Genomic DNA, 16,888 nt, shown 5'->3' with positions numbered 1-16,888 from the left:
TACCTCGGTGATACCTGCCGGGTATGACAGGATGCCGTATCGGTGTTGGATGCACCGCTTGTCCACCCGCGACCATCAACGGCATGAGCGAAACGAAGACCGCGCTGGTGACCGGCGCGAACAAGGGAATCGGGTACGAGATCGCGGCCGGGCTGGGCACCCTCGGATACCGCGTGGGCGTGGGAGCCCGCGACGAGGTTCGGCTCAAGACCGCCGTCGAGAAGCTGCGCGCCGCCGGGGTGGAGGCGTTCGGGGTGCCGCTGGACGTGACCGGCGACCAGAGCGTCACCGAGGCCGCGGAACTGGTCGAACGGCAGGCCGGGCGCCTGGACGTCCTGGTCAACAACGCCGGCATCTCAGGACCGGTGGGTCCGGGCTGGGTGCAGGACCCGACCGCGCTCGACCTCGATGTGGTCCGCACGGTCGTGGAGACCAACGTGATCGGCGTCATCCGGGTCACCAACGCGATGCTGCCGCTGATACGGCGCTCGGCGTCGCCACGCATCGTCAACGTCTCCAGCAGCGTCGCCTCCCTCACCCGGCAGGCGGACCCGGACATCGAGATCGGCCCTGTCATGGCGGCCTACGCGCCGTCGAAGTCCTTCCTCAACGCCGTCACCGTGCAGTACGCCCGGCAGTTCGCCGGTACGGACATCCTGATCAACGCCGCCTGCCCGGGCCTGGTCGCGACCGACTTCACCGGCTTCCAGGGGCCCCGCACCCCCGAGCAGGGCGCGGCCACGGCGATCCGGCTCGCCACCCTGCCCGACGGAGGCCCGACCGGCTCGTTCTTCGAGGACGACGGCGTCATCCCCTGGTGATCTTCAACCTGTCGTGAACCTGCGGCAGGCCCCGCGCCCAGCCACTCGTCAGCCTTCGGCCCCGGATGGCTCGGCCCGCAGTTCCGCGGCGACGGCGCGTTCCCTGAGCTGGGCGGACTCGGCGCGCAGTGCCTCCATCTGGTCGCGTAGGTCCGACAGGCGCATCTGTTCCATGGCCAATCGCAGGCGCATCTCGTCACGTTCGGCGAGCGCCTCGGCGGCCCTGGCCGCCGCGCGCTCCTCCGCCTCGGCGATCTTCTCGGCGGCCCGTTCCTCGGCCTTGGCCACCCGGCGCGCCGTCCGCTTCTCCGCCTCGGCCGCCTGCTTGTCCGCCCGGTCGGCCCGTGTGCGCGCCTCGGCCGCCTCGGCCAGGGCTTCGGCATGGGCGGTCGCCGCGGCGTCGGCACGCGCCAGCGCCCGGTCCCGTTCCGCTTCGGCCGCCTCGGCACGTGCCGAGGCGGCCGAAGCGGAACGCTCGGCCTGTCCCCTGGCCTCCTGCGCGCTCGCGGCCTCCCGCAACGCCTGGTCGCGCTCGGCTCGTGCCCCCTCGGCCTGCTCCTGTTCGTGAACGGCCCGGGCCTCGGCCCGGCGCGCCTCGGCCTCCGCGGCCTCGACGCGCTCGGCCATCTCCCGCAGCGCCGCGTCTCTGGCAGCTTCGGCCCGCTGGGCCCTGTGAGTGGCCTCCTGCTCGGCCTGCCTGGCCCGGCGTTCGGTGCTGGCCGCCTCGTGCAGCGCGGCCAGTGCCTGCTCCCTGGCGGTCTCCGCGTCGGCCAGGGCGTTGTCGCGTTCGGCATTGGCCTCCTCCACGCGGCGCGTCATCGCGTCCCGCTCGCGCCGGGCGTGCTCGGAAGCCTCCCGCGCCAGGCGTACCTGCTCGAAGGCCTGTTCCCGCTCGGTGCGCGCGATCGCCACCCGGGTGTGCGCCTCGGCCTGCACCGCGCTCACCTTGGCCTCCACCCCCGCCGGGCTCAGCTCCTGCGCCAGCACCTGCGCCAGCGGCGCGATCGCCGCGGTCATCCCCTTCTCCATGCGCTCGTAGAACTCCTCGGCTCTGGCCAGTGCCCCCTCAAGCCCCGGTGTCGCCCGCCGCATCTCGCGTTCGCGCTTGGCCACCGCCTGGCAGTCTCCCTGCGCGCAGTAGGCCCTCGGCCGTCCCCTCCCAGGCCTCTGCTCGATCGGCGTCCCACAGTGTTTACACGGCGTCATCGCACCCGGCTCCCGCATGCGCAGCAGCCTAGCATCTTGATTTTCCAGAAATTAAAAATAAATAAACGAGATCTGTTGCGTCTCCCCCAGGCCCAAGTAACTACCGGGAATGGAAATTCCCGCAAGTTACTGTGCCGAATGGATCCGACGGCTGGAGACACCTGCAAATCCGCACTGGGATGTCTGCAGATTTGCACGAAGTGTCAGTGGAGATCGTCATCAGGGCGTCAGTGACGCCTCCGTCGACGACGGAGGCCCCATCGGCTCGGATGCCCGTCTCTTCACCTGATCAGGCTCGATATCTGAAGCTTTTGAGTCGGGACGGGCACGGTGTCGGGAGAGGCGTTCTCCGGCGTCGACGGCCGCCGCAGCGGAAGAGCGTGAGCGTCTCAGGGACGCTCAGAGAAGTCTCCGCGATGCGCAGGGGTCGGCTTCGCTCCAACTGGAGGACGGCCCGGGACCACGGCGCGGCCGAGGCGCCGACCCGGCCGGTCGGCCGACCCAAGGCCAACTCACACAACAAGAAGATCGGGGAAGCTGAAGCACTGCCCGGCCTTCCCTGGCCGGTTTGGCTCGATCGAGGACGCTCGCGTCTTGCGCCAGGAGTTCTACGCCTGGTACAACCACGATCACTACCACTCCGGGATCGGCTGTCACCATCCCGCCGACGTGCACTACGGCAAGGCCGGCATGGTCCGCGATCGACGTGTCCACGTCCTGGCCACCGCCCAGGCCGCCTATCCCGAGCGATTCGCCTCCGGTGGCACACCCACCCCGCCCGATCTGCCCGGACCGGCATGGATCAACAAACCCAACGACCTGGATCAGAAGGGCGAACAAGGGGTGCCACCGGAATACGGCAGAAACGGGCCGCGACGAGTAACTCTGCAGATCAGCGCAAGCAAGTGAGGCGTGTTGGCAACCGCCTCTTCGTACGCACCTTGCAGGCGATGCCTGGCAGAAGCGATGACCGCTTTCCTGCCGGGCCTTAAGGCCAGTATGGAGGACTGAGTTGGTGGAGCCATGCGCGAGCCATGCCCAGTCGCGCTCAAGGCCAGCCTTGATGCTCTGCGGATAGTGCCGCACGACCTCGGAGTTCAACAGCACGCTGGCCCGGACCCCGCGCCGGTCAAGGCTGGCCATCATCCGCCAGAAACCAACGCGCACACCGTAGTCACGCCAGCCGTAGTTGAGTGCGTCCGGCACCAGGTCGGCTGTGCCAGACCAGATGCTGGTGGACGGCTTGTCGAGGTGAAAGTGCTCGACGTTGAGACCGACGTAGACGGCGACCTTGGCGCCGCCAGGCCACTGGATGGGAGGCCGCTCAGTGATGGGGCTGTAGTCGAAGATCATGCCGCCACGGTAGAGCTAACATCAATGTCAGGTTCAAGCCCGAGGAGGTGTGATGCGAATCGGCGAACTGGCACGCCGCACCGGGGTGAGCGAGCGATCACTGCGCTACTACGAGCAGCAGGACCTCCTGGCGGCCGACCGCACTCAGGGAGGCCAGCGGGACTACCCAGAGCAGGCAGTAGACCGAGTGATCCGCATCCAGGAGCTGTTCGCAGCCGGACTGCACAGCAAGAAGATCGCCCAGCTGCTCCCATGCATGTGGGACACCGACGGCGGCCCGTCACAAATCGCCGCGCCGCAACTGGTCGACGACCTCGTCGCGGAACGGGACCGCATCGATCGGATGATGGTCGAACTGGCCAACTCGCGGGACGTGCTCGACGAGGTGATCAAGGCGGCAGACCATGCCTGACAGCCCCGACGTCCCAGCCCACATCCTCGATCGGCTGCGCACGATCTGCCTCGTACTCCCCGAGGTCCACGAACAACAAGCCTGGGTGGGAAGACGCTGGCGGATCCGCACGAAGACGTTCGCGCACGTGCTCTGCATCACCGACGACTACCCACCTCTGCACAGCCGCGAAGCCCCACTGGTCGGCGACGCCACCGTCCTCACCTTCCGCGCCGCGGGCGAAGAATTACACGCACTGTCCAACAGCGGACTCCCGTTCTACAAGCCGCGCTGGCACCCCCAGGTAGTAGGCATGATCATCGAGGACACCACGGACTGGGGAGAGATAAGCGAGCTACTCACCGAGAGCTACTGCCTGCTGGCACCGCGGAAACTGGTGACACAGGTAGGTCGGCCAGGTTCCGCAACCGACGAACAGGACTGAAGAACACCAAGCTCGGCTACGCGGTGAAGGAAATGATCGGGGGCATCGAATACTGGACCCGCGAAGGCTTCGCCGTGGAAACGCCCGTCGACCTCGTCACCAAGCCCGCTGACCCCTCACCGCCCCCTCCACGCCGTGACCTGCGCATGCTGACAGAGGCTTGTCGGTGCTCGGACCTATCATCCGGAGCATGAACATGAAGCGGTACGTCGAAGAGGATCTGCACGGTGCGGAGTTCCGCGAGTGCGACCTAACCGGGGCACGCCTGATCGGCGTCGTCATGCAGGATGCCGTGATCGACGGGCTCATCACCAACCTCGTGGTAAACGGCGTCGAGGTCACTGAGTACGTCGAGGCAGAGCTCGACCGGCGTCATCCGGTGCGGGTGCTGATCCGCTCCGAGGACCCCGCCGATCTGCGCGAGGCATCGCGTCAGCTCCGTGCCGCCTGGGCCACCACGATCGAGCGGATCCGCCGCACGCCCGGCATCGAGCGCCGCAGCGTCAACGACGAGTGGTCGGCGGTGCAGACGATGCGCCACTTGGTCTTCGTCCACGACTCGTGGTTCCGCCGCTGCTGCCTGGGCTCCACGGAGCTGTTCACACCGATGGGCATCGGGCCGACCGTGGAGCCCTACCGTGAGGCGCACGGGCTTGACCTCTCGCTCGATCCGGCCCTCGACGAGATCGTGAGCGTGCGTGACGCACAGGCCGCCGAGCTCGAGGCCTGGCTCGACGAGGTCACCGCTGAGCGGCTCGCGGCGCGAGCGCCGGTGCCCGACGACGACGTCTGGCCGCCGTACGCGCGGGGCCGCTCGGTGCGCCAGTGCCTGGGCACGGTGCTCAACGAGACCTTTGAGCACCACGGCTTCTGCGTCCGCGACCTCGACCTGATCGAGGCACAGGACGCTGAGTAGGGCCGCTAGGGCCAGTCGTCGGGGGTGGGATTGACTTGTTGCCCGTGAAGGTGTTGTCGGACCAGGTGACGGTGGCCGGGCGGGGGCCGGTCACATGCACCGGCGCGTAGTCGGTCCCGTCGGGCACCCAGCGGTTGCCGGTGACCTTGACCGCGCCGGAGACGTCGTAGATCCGCAGCGGATAGTAGGACCCCGGCGCGTGGTAGAGCACGTTGCAGCTGACCGTGACGTCGGAGATCGCGCCCTGGTCCGGGGCGAAGAAGATTGCCGCGTTCACGGCTCCGGTCGGCGATCGCGGTTGGAACCGTCACCATCGGTGCAACCGAGGGGGTTCTCGAACGCATGGCCGCTTCGATCCCGTCTGTAATGGCACTCAGCATCAGGAGACCGTACGAGCAGAGCTTCAAGCTGGCGTCTCGTTCCCAGACCACATTCTCCTCATCAGTAAGGACCGGCCCGTCTATGTGACCGTTAGTGTGGGTGGTCTTGCGGCTGTCACAAAGAAATTCGATCTGAGCTGACCGGCTAATCGCGAGCTGGCCATTGCCTCTTTTACACGTACCTGGCTGGTACCCCACTTCTGTCAGATGCGTGCAGGCGAGTTATCGCAGAGAACAGGGTATTTTCTGCGATAGACCGGCCGACCAGCCCTGCCGCCGAACGGGAACGAGGTACCTCGACGGTCGGCGACTGACATAGCTTTTCTGCGATAGAGACCCGGAGGGATCTTGGGCACCGTCACGAGGCTGCCGCGCCAAGCCGCCGCGACGAGGCTGGGCGAGGCGATCACGGCGTACCTGGCGACGCTGGACCATGCCGAGTCGGCTGGGACCAAGCGCGTGTACGCCGGCACCCTGCGGGCGCTACGCACGCGCCTTGGCGCTGGCCTGGCCGTGGCCGAGCTGGATCAGCTGGCCAACGTCGCGAAGCTGACCGACTGGTTCGAGACGACCTGGGGCCAGCGGGCCGCAGCCACGTACAACCGCAACCTGGACACCCTGCGCTCCGCCATCGGGTACTGGATCGACTGCGGCTGGCTGACCACCGACCCCACCGCCGGCCTGCGCCGCCGGGGCCGGGCCCCGGACCGGTCCAAGGCCCGGGACAAGGACGTGATCGAGGCATTCCTGGCCCGCGAACACCTCCCGATCCGCGAACGCACCCTGTTCCGGATGTTGTATTCCCTGAACTAGCCCCCATGATCTTGTTCGTGGATCGTCCGTGCCTGTGGAGTCAGTCCGGTGCTGGCGCGGTGTTGGTGGAGCGGACGATGGTGGGGACACCCAAATCGACAACGGTGCGGCTATCGGGTCTCCTGTCCAGCTGAGCGAGCTTCTCCTCAGCGCCGATCAGGCTGATCCTCAATCCTTCGACTTCGCCGAGCCAACCCTCGCGTTCGGCTTCAGCGATTCGGGCGATGAGGTTGTCACGGATCTCGACGAGCCGATCGCGTTGTCCGGGATCGGGCCAGAGCATTGAGCAGCGGACGCAGGCGTGTTCGTGGATGCAAGGCGTGCCGAACGCTCGGCCGCAGGCCCCGATGGACACTTTGCGACGCTCGAAGTGGCCGAGGAACTTTTGCCACTCCTCGTCGGTGGGGACGCGGTATTCCTCGCTGGGGCGCAGCGATCGGCGGCGCGCCAAAAAGGCCAGGTGAGCCTGGATTGCTTCCTCGGGATAGATCGCCTTGTATCCAAGAGTGACGTTGATGTCCTGGTGGCCTGCCAGGATCTGCGCGATGTGAGGAGGCAGGCCGCCCATAACGGCTTCGGTGATGAACAGTCTCCGAAAGTCGTGTGGGGTGTAGTTCAGGGGCCCGCCAGTCGTTGGGTCGGTCAGGCGGGTGTCGATGAGCGCCTGGGACAATAGCCGGCGGATGGTTTCGTCACCGATCCGGCGGTGTTCGGTGCGTACTCGGCGCTGAAACAGCAGCGGGGCAGGTGCCAGCCATTGGTTCTCGCGGCGGTCGTAGGCACGGATCAGGGGGATGGCGCCCGAGTCGCCCCGGACGCGGCGGATGATCGTGCTGAGGACATCGGCGAGTTCGGGGCTGATGAGCAGGAGCCGTTCGGTGTCGGTCTTGGACGGGGCGATCTGCAGCAGGGGGACGAGTTCGCCGGTGGTGGGCAGGCGGTATTGCACGAGGCTGTGGTGGCTGATCTCCAGCAGCTCCTCGATCCGGATGCCTGTCGCTCGTAATACCTCGACTGCGGCCCAGGCCCAGAAAGCGTGCTCCTCCTCCAAGACGAGGTCACGGCGTTTGTTTCCGGGCGGTTCTTCAACCCAGATCTTGCCCGCCATGGCGTTCGGGACGACGGCGCGAACAAGGCTCTGCCCTGCGGCGGTGAACACCTGCCCAGGCGGAGTCCGCAGGGCAGCCTCCAAAAGCGCGGCGGCGTCCTTGCGGCGCTGGTCGACGGTGCGGACCAACAAGGGCAGGACGGGCAGGCGCTCGCGGGTGCGGGCGTCGATGCGGGCCTTGCGCTGCTTGGCGAACTTGCCGCGGGCTACTTCGATCTCTCGGATCGGGCACGGAGCCACCCATGGTCCCCATCGCTCAGGCTCTTCCAGCGCCCATTGAGCCAGATCTAGGTAGAAGGCGCGCACCGCGGTGAGGCAATCGCGATAGCTGACCCGCGCGGCGGTCGCCTCGGTCTTCTGGCCGTCGAGGCCGGCCACCGCGATGGTCTTGGTCTGCAGCCTGGCCTTCCAGGTCTCTGCGACCTCCGGCGGCAGGCGGAGGCTGTCGATGCCCGGGTGGTGTCGTTCGATGTCTCGCCAGAAGCATTTGCCCAGGTGGTAGGAGAGCATCTTCATCGTGGTGTGGTCCATGGCCGGCTGCCGCTCGCGCAGGTAGTCCACCAGTAAGTCTCTGACAGGTCGGCAAACCAGACCGTAGCGATCGATCAACTCCTCGGGAGAGCGCTGACATTGAGAACGAACCTCACGCAGGGTCGGTGGTGCGACCTTTCCCAGCGCGCCAAGCTGGTGCAGCAGCTGGTAGAAGGCGGTGGTTCCGGACGGCATCTTGGCCAGCACGCTGGCCTGGGCCGCGAACAGCTCCAGGACATCTCCGACGGTGATGTCGGTCAACGTACCGCCTTTGGCCGCGAGGATCATCGCCGCGCGGGCCACCGCCGACTGCGCGTCGGCGGGACGCAGCCTCTCCGCCGACGCGCCCAGTTCTTGCAGCCGCGCGAACCCTTGAGGGTCACGAAGTCTGGCCATTTCGCGGCTGAATACGCCGCGGCCGTTCACCGATACCACTGCGAGCCAGGTCAGCGACGGGTGCAGCAGATCGGCACCGACCACTGTTCCCAGCGCGGGGCCAAGCGCACGGACGCGCCATTCAGCGTCCAAGCCTCGTTCCTTAAGCCACTGCCCGATCGCCGAGCGCCAAGCGGTGCCGGCCTGCTCGATGCCGCTGGCCCGCCATCGTTGCTGCCAGGTATCTCCTGGTTGGTCCTCCAGCCAGTCCAGCAGCATCGCCATCCCCTGCTGGTGCTGGGTCCTGTGCCTGCCATCCGGTGAGAACGGCGCTCCAGACAGCAACCGGTCCACCTCGGACCTCGGTCGCTCGGCTGCCGGCCAGGTCGTGGGGGTAGGTCGGGGAGGAAACTGGTCACGGGCTGTCTGACCCGGTGACGGCGCCGACGGCCGGGTAACGGCCGGGATGCCAGCGGCGGAGATCAACACGGTGTCGAGGGTCATCGCGCGTCCACCCCGAACAGGGTCTGGAGGCTCTCTGGCCGGTAGCCTGCCGCTGGGACCGGAGCTACCCGGGCCGCCGCATGCCGAGTCTGCTCGGCATGATGGGTGAGCAGACGGCGGATTACCTCCTCCTTGCGCGGGGTGAGGTAGATCTGTGTCGTGGTCAGCTGCGCGTGGCCAAGAACGAATTGAACGTCCGTGAGCGGGAGATTCGGATCCTCGGCCATGCGGTAGGCGGCGGTGTGTCGCAGCGCGTGCAGCGTCGCCGACGTACCCGTCCGGGCGTTGACCCGCTCAAACATCCGGTGGACCGCGTGATAGGTCAACGGCCTGCGCGGTGACCGCAGCGTCCACCACAACGGCACCTGCCGACCGCGCGGGATCTCGTCCTCCACTTCCAGCAGATAAAGCCGCAGCCAGACGAAGGCGTCGGTCGAGGCGGGGAGCTCCTGGACCGCGCGGGTGCCCTTGCGAACCACGGCGACCAGCTGACGACCCGGATCGGTCCCGCCCCGCGTTGCGGTCAGCAGCTCACTGGCGCGGGCACCGGTGGAAACATAGAACGCCACCAGCGCGCGGTCCCGATGCGAAGGCAGCCGCGCGAAGATCTCGTTGAACTGCTCATCCGGAACACTGCGCGGCACTCGGGTAGGCACGACCGGCCGATAGAGCCCGGCCCGGTCGTTGCGAGGCGGATCCATCGGATTGCGGTGCGCGTTCGCGCCACGGCCCCTGCGAGAACGACTCAACGGGAACGGATTGAGAAGCGGGCCGCTGCCGGCGTCGCGATGAAAGTCGTAGAAGTCGCGCAGCACCGTCTCGCTGTGCGCGCGAACCGAAGCCGCATAAGGTTCACCTCCAGGAACCCACAGCCCACCGCCTTGATCGCCATGGCGACGCCAGTGGGGACGTGAGGGCTTGCCCGCCACCTGCAACCAGCGCGAGAAGTCCCTGGCCTCCACCCGGGTCGCCCGGTCCCACGGAACACCGACAGCCCACAAGAACCGGAACCATCGCAGCAGGTCCATCCCATACGCGCGTGCCGTCGCTTCCGACCGGCCCGACGCCAGAAGATCCCGCAGATACGCGCGAGTTCCGTCGACTATCGCCTCGTTGGCATCAACGAGGCGAAAAGGCTCCCACGAGTCGTCCACGGCCATCAGCTGTCCGACCAACGGCACGACCAGCTTCGCAAGATCCCGAGGCGTTCCTCCCTCTCCAGTCACGAGGAGGAACCGTAGCCGAAGTCTTCTGCATATGTCCTCTGAACTGCAGAAACTCCATTACTAGTTCAGTCAATAGGTACGAGACCGCTGCCCGCGCCTCCGAGGTGCTGGGCGTGAACATCGAGGAGCTGGACCGGCGGAACAAGACCGCCCCGGTCCACCGCAAAGGCGGCGCCATCGACGTGATCGCCTGGCAGACCGGCACCGCCCACCTGCTGCCCAGGCTGATCGGTACCAGGAAGAAAGGCCCGCTGTTCCTCACCGAACGCAAAGCCCGCGTCACCCTACCCGAAGCCGACCTGGACCCGGACTTCGGTCGAGCCCGCTTGTCCTACCGGCGCGCCGCCGAACTCCTGGAGCACTACACCGCCACCGAACCCGGCGGACCGTGGACCCTGCACCAGCTCCGGCACTCCCAGCTCACCCACGCTGCCGAAGACGGCGCCAACACCGCCCAACTCCTCGCCCTGTCCGGGCACACCTCGGTCACCTCACTCGCCAAGTACACCCGGCTCTCCCCGCAGGCCCTGGCCCGCTTCCAAGCCGGCCGCGACCCCGCCCGGCGACGGAAACCACCCCGCAAATCAGGAACCACGTGACGACCTGCCCGGTTCGCGCCATTCGTTCTCCGTTTGGCGGCTCACCGGAGCTTCGGGAGTCCCGGGCCTAGATGTCGAGCCGCGCGAACTCCCGGTCCGCATCGCCACGCACGGCCGGGCACCCTCGTTCGCCTGCCGCATAGGCATGGACGAGGCGGCGCCACAGCTCTTCAGGCAGCAGCCCTTTCGGTGGTCGCTTCGCCATCGCGGCACCTCCGAAGCGTCCAGCAACGTACACCTTTCTGGACACTCTAACGACCAGGCATGACTCCGCCCAGAAACCTCTGTCCAGAAAGCCGAGGCGTCAGGGGGCGAACAGGACGCGGGATTCGAGATCGAGCTGCGTGGTGGGCGCGGCAGCCGGCGGGGTGAGATTGAGGATCCAGTTGCCGAACCGGCGGATGACGTGCGTGATGTACGGCGAGATGGTGGCCAGGTCGTCAAGATCGACGGGGCGGCCCTCTGCGGCGATGGCGTTGGCGGCGTCGGTGATGTCGCAGGCTGTGGAGTAGATGACGCAGTTGGCCAGCAGCTCGTTGAACTTGATGATCTTCTCGTGGTAGTCAGGGTCGTTGTGGCCGATCAGCTTGCCGCCGAACATCAGCCAGTCGGCGAAGCCGTGGAAGGACTCGTTGCGGTTGGTGATCGCCGTGATCTGCTCGCGCAGGTCGGGGTCGGATAGGTAGCGCAGAAGCGTGATGGTGCGCACCGCGCGGCCGAGCTCGCGGAAGGCGCGGTAGAGGCGGTTCTTTCGGGAGTGGTTGCCCAGGCGCCGTAGGAGGGTGACGGAGGAGATCCGGTTCTCCCGGATGGAGATCGCAGTGCGCAGCAGGTCGCTCCAGTGGGTCTCGATCAGAGCCCAGTCGATCGCCTCCTCGCCAAACAGGGAGTCGATGTGCTGGTATCGGGTCTCTGTGTCCGGCCGGTAGAAGATCAGGTCGTGCCAGTTGCGGATGCGGGGCAGCAGGTCGAAGCCCAGGAGCGCCGCGAGGCCGAAGACCGGCAGCGATTGGCCTTGGGTGTCTGCGTGGATGGTGTCCGGCTGGATCTCCGAGGCGTTCTTCAGCAGTCCTTCGATGATGTAGACGGCCTCCCAGACGCCGCAGGGGATGAAGTGGCTGAACAGGGCCACGTAGGTGTTGGAGATGTGCCGGTAGGCTAAGCCGCCGTATCCTCCGTAGCGGATGTGGCTCTCCGCGAGGAGGTTGTTCTCCCATGTCTCGACCTGGGATCCGTCGGCGGCCACGATCTTGCCGTCACCCCACATCGAGGTGATGTCGAGCTGGTTGAAGGCGTTGATCACGGTCGTGGAGGCTTTGGCGATCTTCTCGCTGGTGGCGTGCTTGTTCGCGGCGCGGGCGAGTTCGGCGGCGCTGACCTGTCCGCGCATGTGCGCGGCGACCTGGGCGGGACCCAGCAGGGTGCCGTAGGTGAAGACGGTCAGCACGTACCGGCCGAGCGATTCCTTGATCTTCGTGTCGGAGCCGGAGGCGGGCCCGAAGTGGTGATGCCAGCCGAGCTGATAGGCGGTGCGAGTGAGGATATCGAGCAGGTCACGCTGCGGGAGCCGGTCGTGCACGGCCTCCTCCAGCTTGAGCGCCTCGGCGCTGCGCTCGGCGCCCTTGCGGCGGCGCAAGAGCGGGCGGCCGCCCTCCAGCACGAGATCGGTGTTGCCGGGGTAGCCAGCGTCGACCGCCGCGGCGGTGTCGGCGAGCAGCTTCTTGTAATGGCCGGTCAACTCCGCCGGGTCGGTTGGCAGGTCGGCTTCGGCGCAGAACTCCTCGGCCAGCGACTGGCATTCCTGCCAGGACATCAGCTGGTCATGCAGATTGGCGTAGGAATCCGACCCGGCCACGGCGATGTCGCCCGAGCGCAGTTCGGCCGCGAGGTAGGAGAACACGCAGACCTCCAGATGCCGGCGAACCAGCATTCTCGGCCGACCTGGATCCTTCAGGATCTTCCGCCACATCACCGAGGCGAACGCGTCCACGGTGACCGACAGCCTCACAGAGACCGGGACACCGTCCGGGTCCGCCCGCTCGACCGTGATGTGTTCGGGGACGAACGCGGAGCGGGCACCGCGCTGGGCCTTCAGGTACTCCACCGCGTCCAGAACACTGCGGTCGGCGTTGGTCGACTCCAGCTCGATCGAGTCGACCAGGGTGAACAGTGCGGAGCGGTGCGATCGGTAGTGCTGGTCCAACAGCGGCAGGTAGTTGTTACCGTGATGAGCCGACACCGCCTCATGCGCGGCCGCCAGCGCGTCCAGCCCGCCACCCTGCTCAAGCGCCTTCAGCACCAGACGGCCCGCTCGTTCGGCCACCGCCTGCCCATCGCCGCCAGCCCTGTCTGTCGTGTCAGCCCAGACCTCGGCACCCTCCGGGTCGTTCTGGCCGGGGTCGAGGGCCTCGCGGACGCTGTCCAGGACGTCGCCGAACACGCCCAGAAGTCGTTCGGATTCCGCGCGGTGCATCTCGCGCAGCGTCTCCAGTTGATCGCGGCCCTTCTTGTGGATCGCGGCCATGCGCTTGCAGAACATCGTCACCACGTCGTCGCGGACCCCGGTCCGCACCGTGTGCAGCAGGCTGACGATCAGCGTCAGCCGCTTGTCCTCGTCCAGCACCTTGCGCAGATCGGCGACGTCGGTGACGCGCGCCTCGCCCGCAAAGTGCGCGATCTTCCCTGGCGGGACATCCGCCAGCCATGCCTCCGTCGGGCCGAGCGCGTCCAGGTTCTGCAGGAACGCCAGGCGTCCCTTGAACTTGCCTAGCGAAGCGGCCTGCGCCACGTCCTTCAGCCCGTCGTACTCGCTGCGCCGCGTGACCGGATCGACTACCAGCAGCCTGGTCAGCCTCGCACGGGCAGTGACATCGACCCGGCCCGCCACGAGCGTGAAGAATCCGCGATTCACTTCGGTACGGATCGTCTTGGTCAGTTCGTCCAGCGTCGTGTAGCCCGGCAGCTCGCACTGCGCGCGGACCAGCTCTTCCAACGCCACGTTGATCAAATCGGCCGGGTCGTCCTTCGCCTGCGCCGCCTTACGGATCGCCGCAGCAGCTACCGCCCGCACCCCGGCTCCGTCGTATGTCACGCCCATCCGCGTACGCACGAAGCTCCGATGCCGCTTGGCCGACCGCTCGGCCGCTTCGGCCAGAACAAGTCCCTCCGGCAGCCCGACCACGCCGCGAATGTGCTCGGCCACCACCGTTGGGACATCAGCCAGCTTCGGGAAGTACCCCAGCCGCTGATACGCCTTCAACCACACCAGCAGTGCCAGCAGATGCTGGTCATCCTGCGTCTTGCCGCGCGCCCACTCCACCTCGTCGGCCGTGGGGGTGAACACCTCCGACAGCTCCCGCGCTGACACCGCCCGCACGAACCTCGGGTAAGCCGTGCGGCCGATCAACGCCACCCGAACCCCCGGAAACCATCACCAATCAGCGTGAAAGCCAAGATCTTAACGGCTGATCAAGCCCGCGGCCCGTTTCTGCCGTATTCCGGTGGCACCCGAACAAGCAAAGCTGACACGGAATTAGACCAGTTCAGCTGCCTTGATCAAATTGACAGGTTCCGCGTCGACCTTCTTACTTGCGCGGAGCAGGCTGGCCTGAGCCGGACGCTGACGTGCCTTGACAGCACCCTTCCGGATGAAAGGCTGAGGTTCTTCTTTCTGGTCAAGGAGGACCACGATGACCGCGACGCCCCCCGAAGCTCTCACCTCAGACCCCGCGGCACCGCAGATCGCACAGTCGCTGGCAGAGATCCGCGCCAAGGGCACGGGCCTGTTCTCCCGGGCGCTGGTGATGGCCAACGGAGACCTCTCCTTCGACGAGGCGCACAGCTACAAGACCCCGGTCGCGGGAGCGCGTTCCGGGGGGACGACGCGCTACTCCCTGACGGATACCAAAGACGCCAGCCGCAGCTACCAGGGACGCGTCGACAAGGCGCAGGCGCGCATGTCCAAACAGGACAGCGAGGTCGCCGTCCTGCAGGAAGCCTGGGACTGGATCGAGGCGCTTCATTCCTCGTTCCCTCATGACGCCCACATCCGGGTCGTGGTGGTCGGCAACATCGGGCCGTGCACCGGATGCAAGGCCCGCCTGAAGCTGTTCCGGCAGGACCTCATCGGCGTGTTCGGACCCGGGCGGGTGATCGTGGAAAGCGTCTACGACACCAGCCAGATGTTCATCACGAAGAACTACGAAGAGAAGTACGAGGACTACGAGACGGGGGCCACGAGCACGGTCTCGACGACCTACGGATACGAGGGCGCGACGGTGGAGGCCTACCAGCCGCCGGGTGCTCCGCAGAGCGTGTCGTACTGGCTGTACCAGGTGGGGTAGGTGGTCCCGGGGCAGTACGGCTGCCGAGCTCGTCGGCATGGTGATCACGCCACCCACGACGCTTGGCCCTTTGAGCTGCAGCGAGGTCTTCCTCAGCGTCCGCGCCACGGAGGGGGCCTGATGGTAGCGGCACAGAAAACAACGGATATGCAGGTCAGCGGTCTCTCTTCCGGGCTGTACTCGAAGACCCTTACAGGGGGTTCCGGTAGTAATGTGCTTTCCCTCGTAACGTAGAGACATCGCCTTAAGGGGGAAACGGCGACGACAGCTTGAACCCGAGGAGTGCACCGTCAAGCACTTCCGGGCAGCGTGTGAGCGGATGGGCGTTGCCCAGTCAATGGGCCTGGTCGGCTCCTCCCCCGACGACGACGCCGCCGAATCGCTGTTCTCCAGCCTGGAAGCGGACACGGTCAGTTACTCCCGGCTAATGCTGGTAGTAGCCACACCACACGGCAGACCACTAAAAAACGGCAGGCAACACCACACAACAGAATCACGGGGTGCTCCTGTCCTGGCGAGGGCATAGAAAGTGCTTGACCCGCCCCGCCCAGGGCGTATGGTCCGATCAGGAACGTTTCTTACCGGTTCGCCGGTGAGGTGGTCACGCTGGGGGTGTAGCCGGACTGCTCGTCAACGAGTGGCGCGACAAGGTGCAGCGCATGCCAAACGCCAGCCGGTGGGTGACGCGGGACCCGATCACTGGAGAGATACGACATCGACGCCGGTAACCATTCATTGACCAGCCCTATGGGGTGCGTACAACGGATTGTCGTCGGCCGCACGGATGATCTCCCGGCGTGGTTACTCACCGGCATGTTCCGCCTCCGCTACGAGGTGTTCTACGAACGCCTCCGCTGGGACGTCGACAGCCTCCACGGAATGGAGCGAGATTCCTACGACGACTGCGATCCGGTCTATGTGATCAGCCATGGGGAGGTCTGCCGGGAGGTCACAGGGTGCTGTCGGCTCCTGCCCACCGACGGTCCTTATATGATCCCCGACGTCTTCTCCGAGACGCTGCGCGGCGCCCCTGCTCCTCGTGATCCGAGCATCTGGGAGCTCAGCCGCCTGGCCACTGGCCGGGCCTGGCCCCGCACTACGGCAGCGGGTTTCGGCACGCTTGCCCTTGCGCTGCTCCGGGACGCGTTTCGCTGGGTTGATCGGTACGGTGACACGGTGGTCGCGGTCTCAGGCGTGGCCCTGGAACGGCGCCTGCATGTCATGGGTGTTCCCACCCGGCGTTTCGGTGACGGCAGGGCGACGCGCCTTGGCCGGCTTCTGTGTTCCGCCTATGCCGTCTCAACCCAGGCCTTCCTTGAGAACGCGCCTGCCGCGCCAACGGCGGCGACGATTCCCTGCCAGGACGAGTCCTAGGTAGTACTTCGTTAGGTTGGTTCGGGTGGGTGGTGTTCTGGCCGTTCTGCGGCGGTTATGTCGCGGTGGCAGCTGGGGCACGTGCGGTCCATCCCCCGTTCCGATGCATGGCGGCGCAACCCGGCCTGGCTCACACTGGTCGACAAGGCGTACCTGATCGCCGACCACCCCAATTCGAATGAGCCGCAGACCTCAGCGGAGTGATCACCGTCTCCTGGCTGGCCGGCTGTCGTCGGCTCCACCGTCGCTATGAGCGGCGAGCCGGGCACTCAGCTCCTTCGTCGCCATCGCCGCTGCCCTCATCTGCTACCGCCGACTCACCAAATGAGACGACGTCTAAGGAGGGGCAGCTCACGGAATGCGGGCCAGAGCCAGGATTCAGACGTCGTTGGCGAGGATGTCGTGGAGGGGGCAGGAGGTCTCGCAGGGCGCTTCGAGACCCGTTGCGAACCTGAACGCCCCGAGCGCCCGGATCGGTCGCGCGCTCGGTCTGCGGTCTGGTT

Annotated in this window: 14 protein-coding genes and 1 pseudogene; 10 read left to right on the top strand and 5 right to left on the bottom strand. The window is 66.6% G+C overall.

Translation table 11 applies throughout. From position 1 onward, the window contains the following. Positions 1 to 83: 83 nt before the first annotated feature. Complete coding sequence (locus ACFY3V_RS33745) at positions 84 to 821, top strand: SDR family oxidoreductase (protein WP_389779178.1); 738 nt, start codon at positions 84 to 86, stop codon at positions 819 to 821. 48 nt (positions 822 to 869) lie between these two features. Here ACFY3V_RS33745 and ACFY3V_RS33740 read toward each other — a convergent pair whose 3' ends face one another. Next, positions 870 to 1,934, bottom strand: coding sequence for a hypothetical protein (locus tag ACFY3V_RS33740; protein WP_389779176.1), 1,065 nt, complete (start codon positions 1,932 to 1,934; stop codon positions 870 to 872). A 687-nt stretch (positions 1,935 to 2,621) separates the two neighbouring features. Between ACFY3V_RS33740 and ACFY3V_RS33735 the strand changes: the two genes are divergently transcribed. The 5 genes from ACFY3V_RS33735 (at position 2,622) to ACFY3V_RS33715 (ending at position 6,325) form a co-directional block, all read left to right on the top strand. After that, a complete protein-coding gene (locus ACFY3V_RS33735) occupies positions 2,622 to 2,936 on the top strand; it encodes a hypothetical protein (RefSeq protein WP_389779174.1) in 315 nt (104 codons plus the stop codon). 496 nt (positions 2,937 to 3,432) lie between these two features. After that, positions 3,433 to 3,792 (top strand): MerR family transcriptional regulator, encoded by a 360-nt coding sequence (locus ACFY3V_RS33730; RefSeq protein ID WP_389779172.1) that lies wholly within the window; start codon positions 3,433 to 3,435, stop codon positions 3,790 to 3,792. Continuing rightward, positions 3,785 to 4,216: an MmcQ/YjbR family DNA-binding protein gene (locus tag ACFY3V_RS33725; protein WP_389779169.1), complete on the top strand. Its 432-nt coding sequence runs from the start codon at positions 3,785 to 3,787 to the stop codon at positions 4,214 to 4,216. Before ACFY3V_RS33730 ends, ACFY3V_RS33725 begins: the two co-directional genes overlap by 8 nt. 190 nt (positions 4,217 to 4,406) lie before the next feature. Beyond that, positions 4,407 to 5,132, top strand: a complete 726-nt coding sequence (locus tag ACFY3V_RS33720; RefSeq protein ID WP_389779167.1) for a DinB family protein — start codon at positions 4,407 to 4,409, stop codon at positions 5,130 to 5,132. A 728-nt stretch (positions 5,133 to 5,860) separates the two neighbouring features. Then, on the top strand, positions 5,861 to 6,325 hold the full coding sequence (locus ACFY3V_RS33715) for a hypothetical protein (RefSeq protein ID WP_389779165.1): 465 nt from the start codon (positions 5,861 to 5,863) through the stop codon (positions 6,323 to 6,325). Positions 6,326 to 6,365: 40 nt separating this feature from the next. Here ACFY3V_RS33715 and ACFY3V_RS33710 read toward each other — a convergent pair whose 3' ends face one another. After that, a complete protein-coding gene (locus tag ACFY3V_RS33710; protein WP_389779163.1) occupies positions 6,366 to 8,624 on the bottom strand; it encodes a tyrosine-type recombinase/integrase in 2,259 nt (752 codons plus the stop codon). A gap of 215 nt (positions 8,625 to 8,839) precedes the next feature. Beyond that, positions 8,840 to 10,003, bottom strand: coding sequence for a tyrosine-type recombinase/integrase (locus ACFY3V_RS33705; RefSeq protein WP_389779161.1), 1,164 nt, complete (start codon positions 10,001 to 10,003; stop codon positions 8,840 to 8,842). A gap of 95 nt (positions 10,004 to 10,098) precedes the next feature. Here ACFY3V_RS33705 and ACFY3V_RS33700 point away from each other — a divergent pair, with 95 nt between their 5' ends. Further along, a complete protein-coding gene (locus tag ACFY3V_RS33700) occupies positions 10,099 to 10,668 on the top strand; it encodes a tyrosine-type recombinase/integrase (RefSeq protein WP_389779323.1) in 570 nt (189 codons plus the stop codon). Positions 10,669 to 10,735: 67 nt separating this feature from the next. Here the strand turns inward: ACFY3V_RS33700 and ACFY3V_RS33695 are convergent, their stop codons facing one another. Together ACFY3V_RS33695 and ACFY3V_RS33690 are read right to left on the bottom strand one after the other, a co-directional pair. Then, positions 10,736 to 10,873 (bottom strand): hypothetical protein, encoded by a 138-nt coding sequence (locus tag ACFY3V_RS33695; protein ID WP_389779159.1) that lies wholly within the window; start codon positions 10,871 to 10,873, stop codon positions 10,736 to 10,738. Positions 10,874 to 10,972: 99 nt separating this feature from the next. After that, a complete protein-coding gene (locus ACFY3V_RS33690) occupies positions 10,973 to 14,080 on the bottom strand; it encodes a Tn3 family transposase (protein ID WP_389779157.1) in 3,108 nt (1,035 codons plus the stop codon). A gap of 277 nt (positions 14,081 to 14,357) precedes the next feature. Here ACFY3V_RS33690 and ACFY3V_RS33685 point away from each other — a divergent pair, with 277 nt between their 5' ends. The 3 genes and pseudogenes from ACFY3V_RS33685 to ACFY3V_RS33675 all read left to right on the top strand — a co-directional run. After that, positions 14,358 to 15,011, top strand: coding sequence for a hypothetical protein (locus tag ACFY3V_RS33685; RefSeq protein ID WP_389779155.1), 654 nt, complete (start codon positions 14,358 to 14,360; stop codon positions 15,009 to 15,011). Positions 15,012 to 15,824: 813 nt separating this feature from the next. Further along, positions 15,825 to 16,385 (top strand): acyl-homoserine-lactone synthase, encoded by a 561-nt coding sequence (locus ACFY3V_RS33680; RefSeq protein WP_362904318.1) that lies wholly within the window; start codon positions 15,825 to 15,827, stop codon positions 16,383 to 16,385. Between the two features lie 206 nt (positions 16,386 to 16,591). Further along, a pseudogene (locus ACFY3V_RS33675) lies at positions 16,592 to 16,713 on the top strand (IS5/IS1182 family transposase); the annotation flags it as partial. Positions 16,714 to 16,888 lie beyond the last annotated feature (175 nt).

This window comes from Streptosporangium sp. NPDC000095 (assembly GCF_042899335.1).
Taxonomy (GTDB): Bacteria; Actinomycetota; Actinomycetes; order Streptosporangiales; family Streptosporangiaceae; genus Streptosporangium.
Note: the sequence above shows the minus strand (reverse complement) of the source record. Positions and strands in the feature narration are given on the sequence as shown.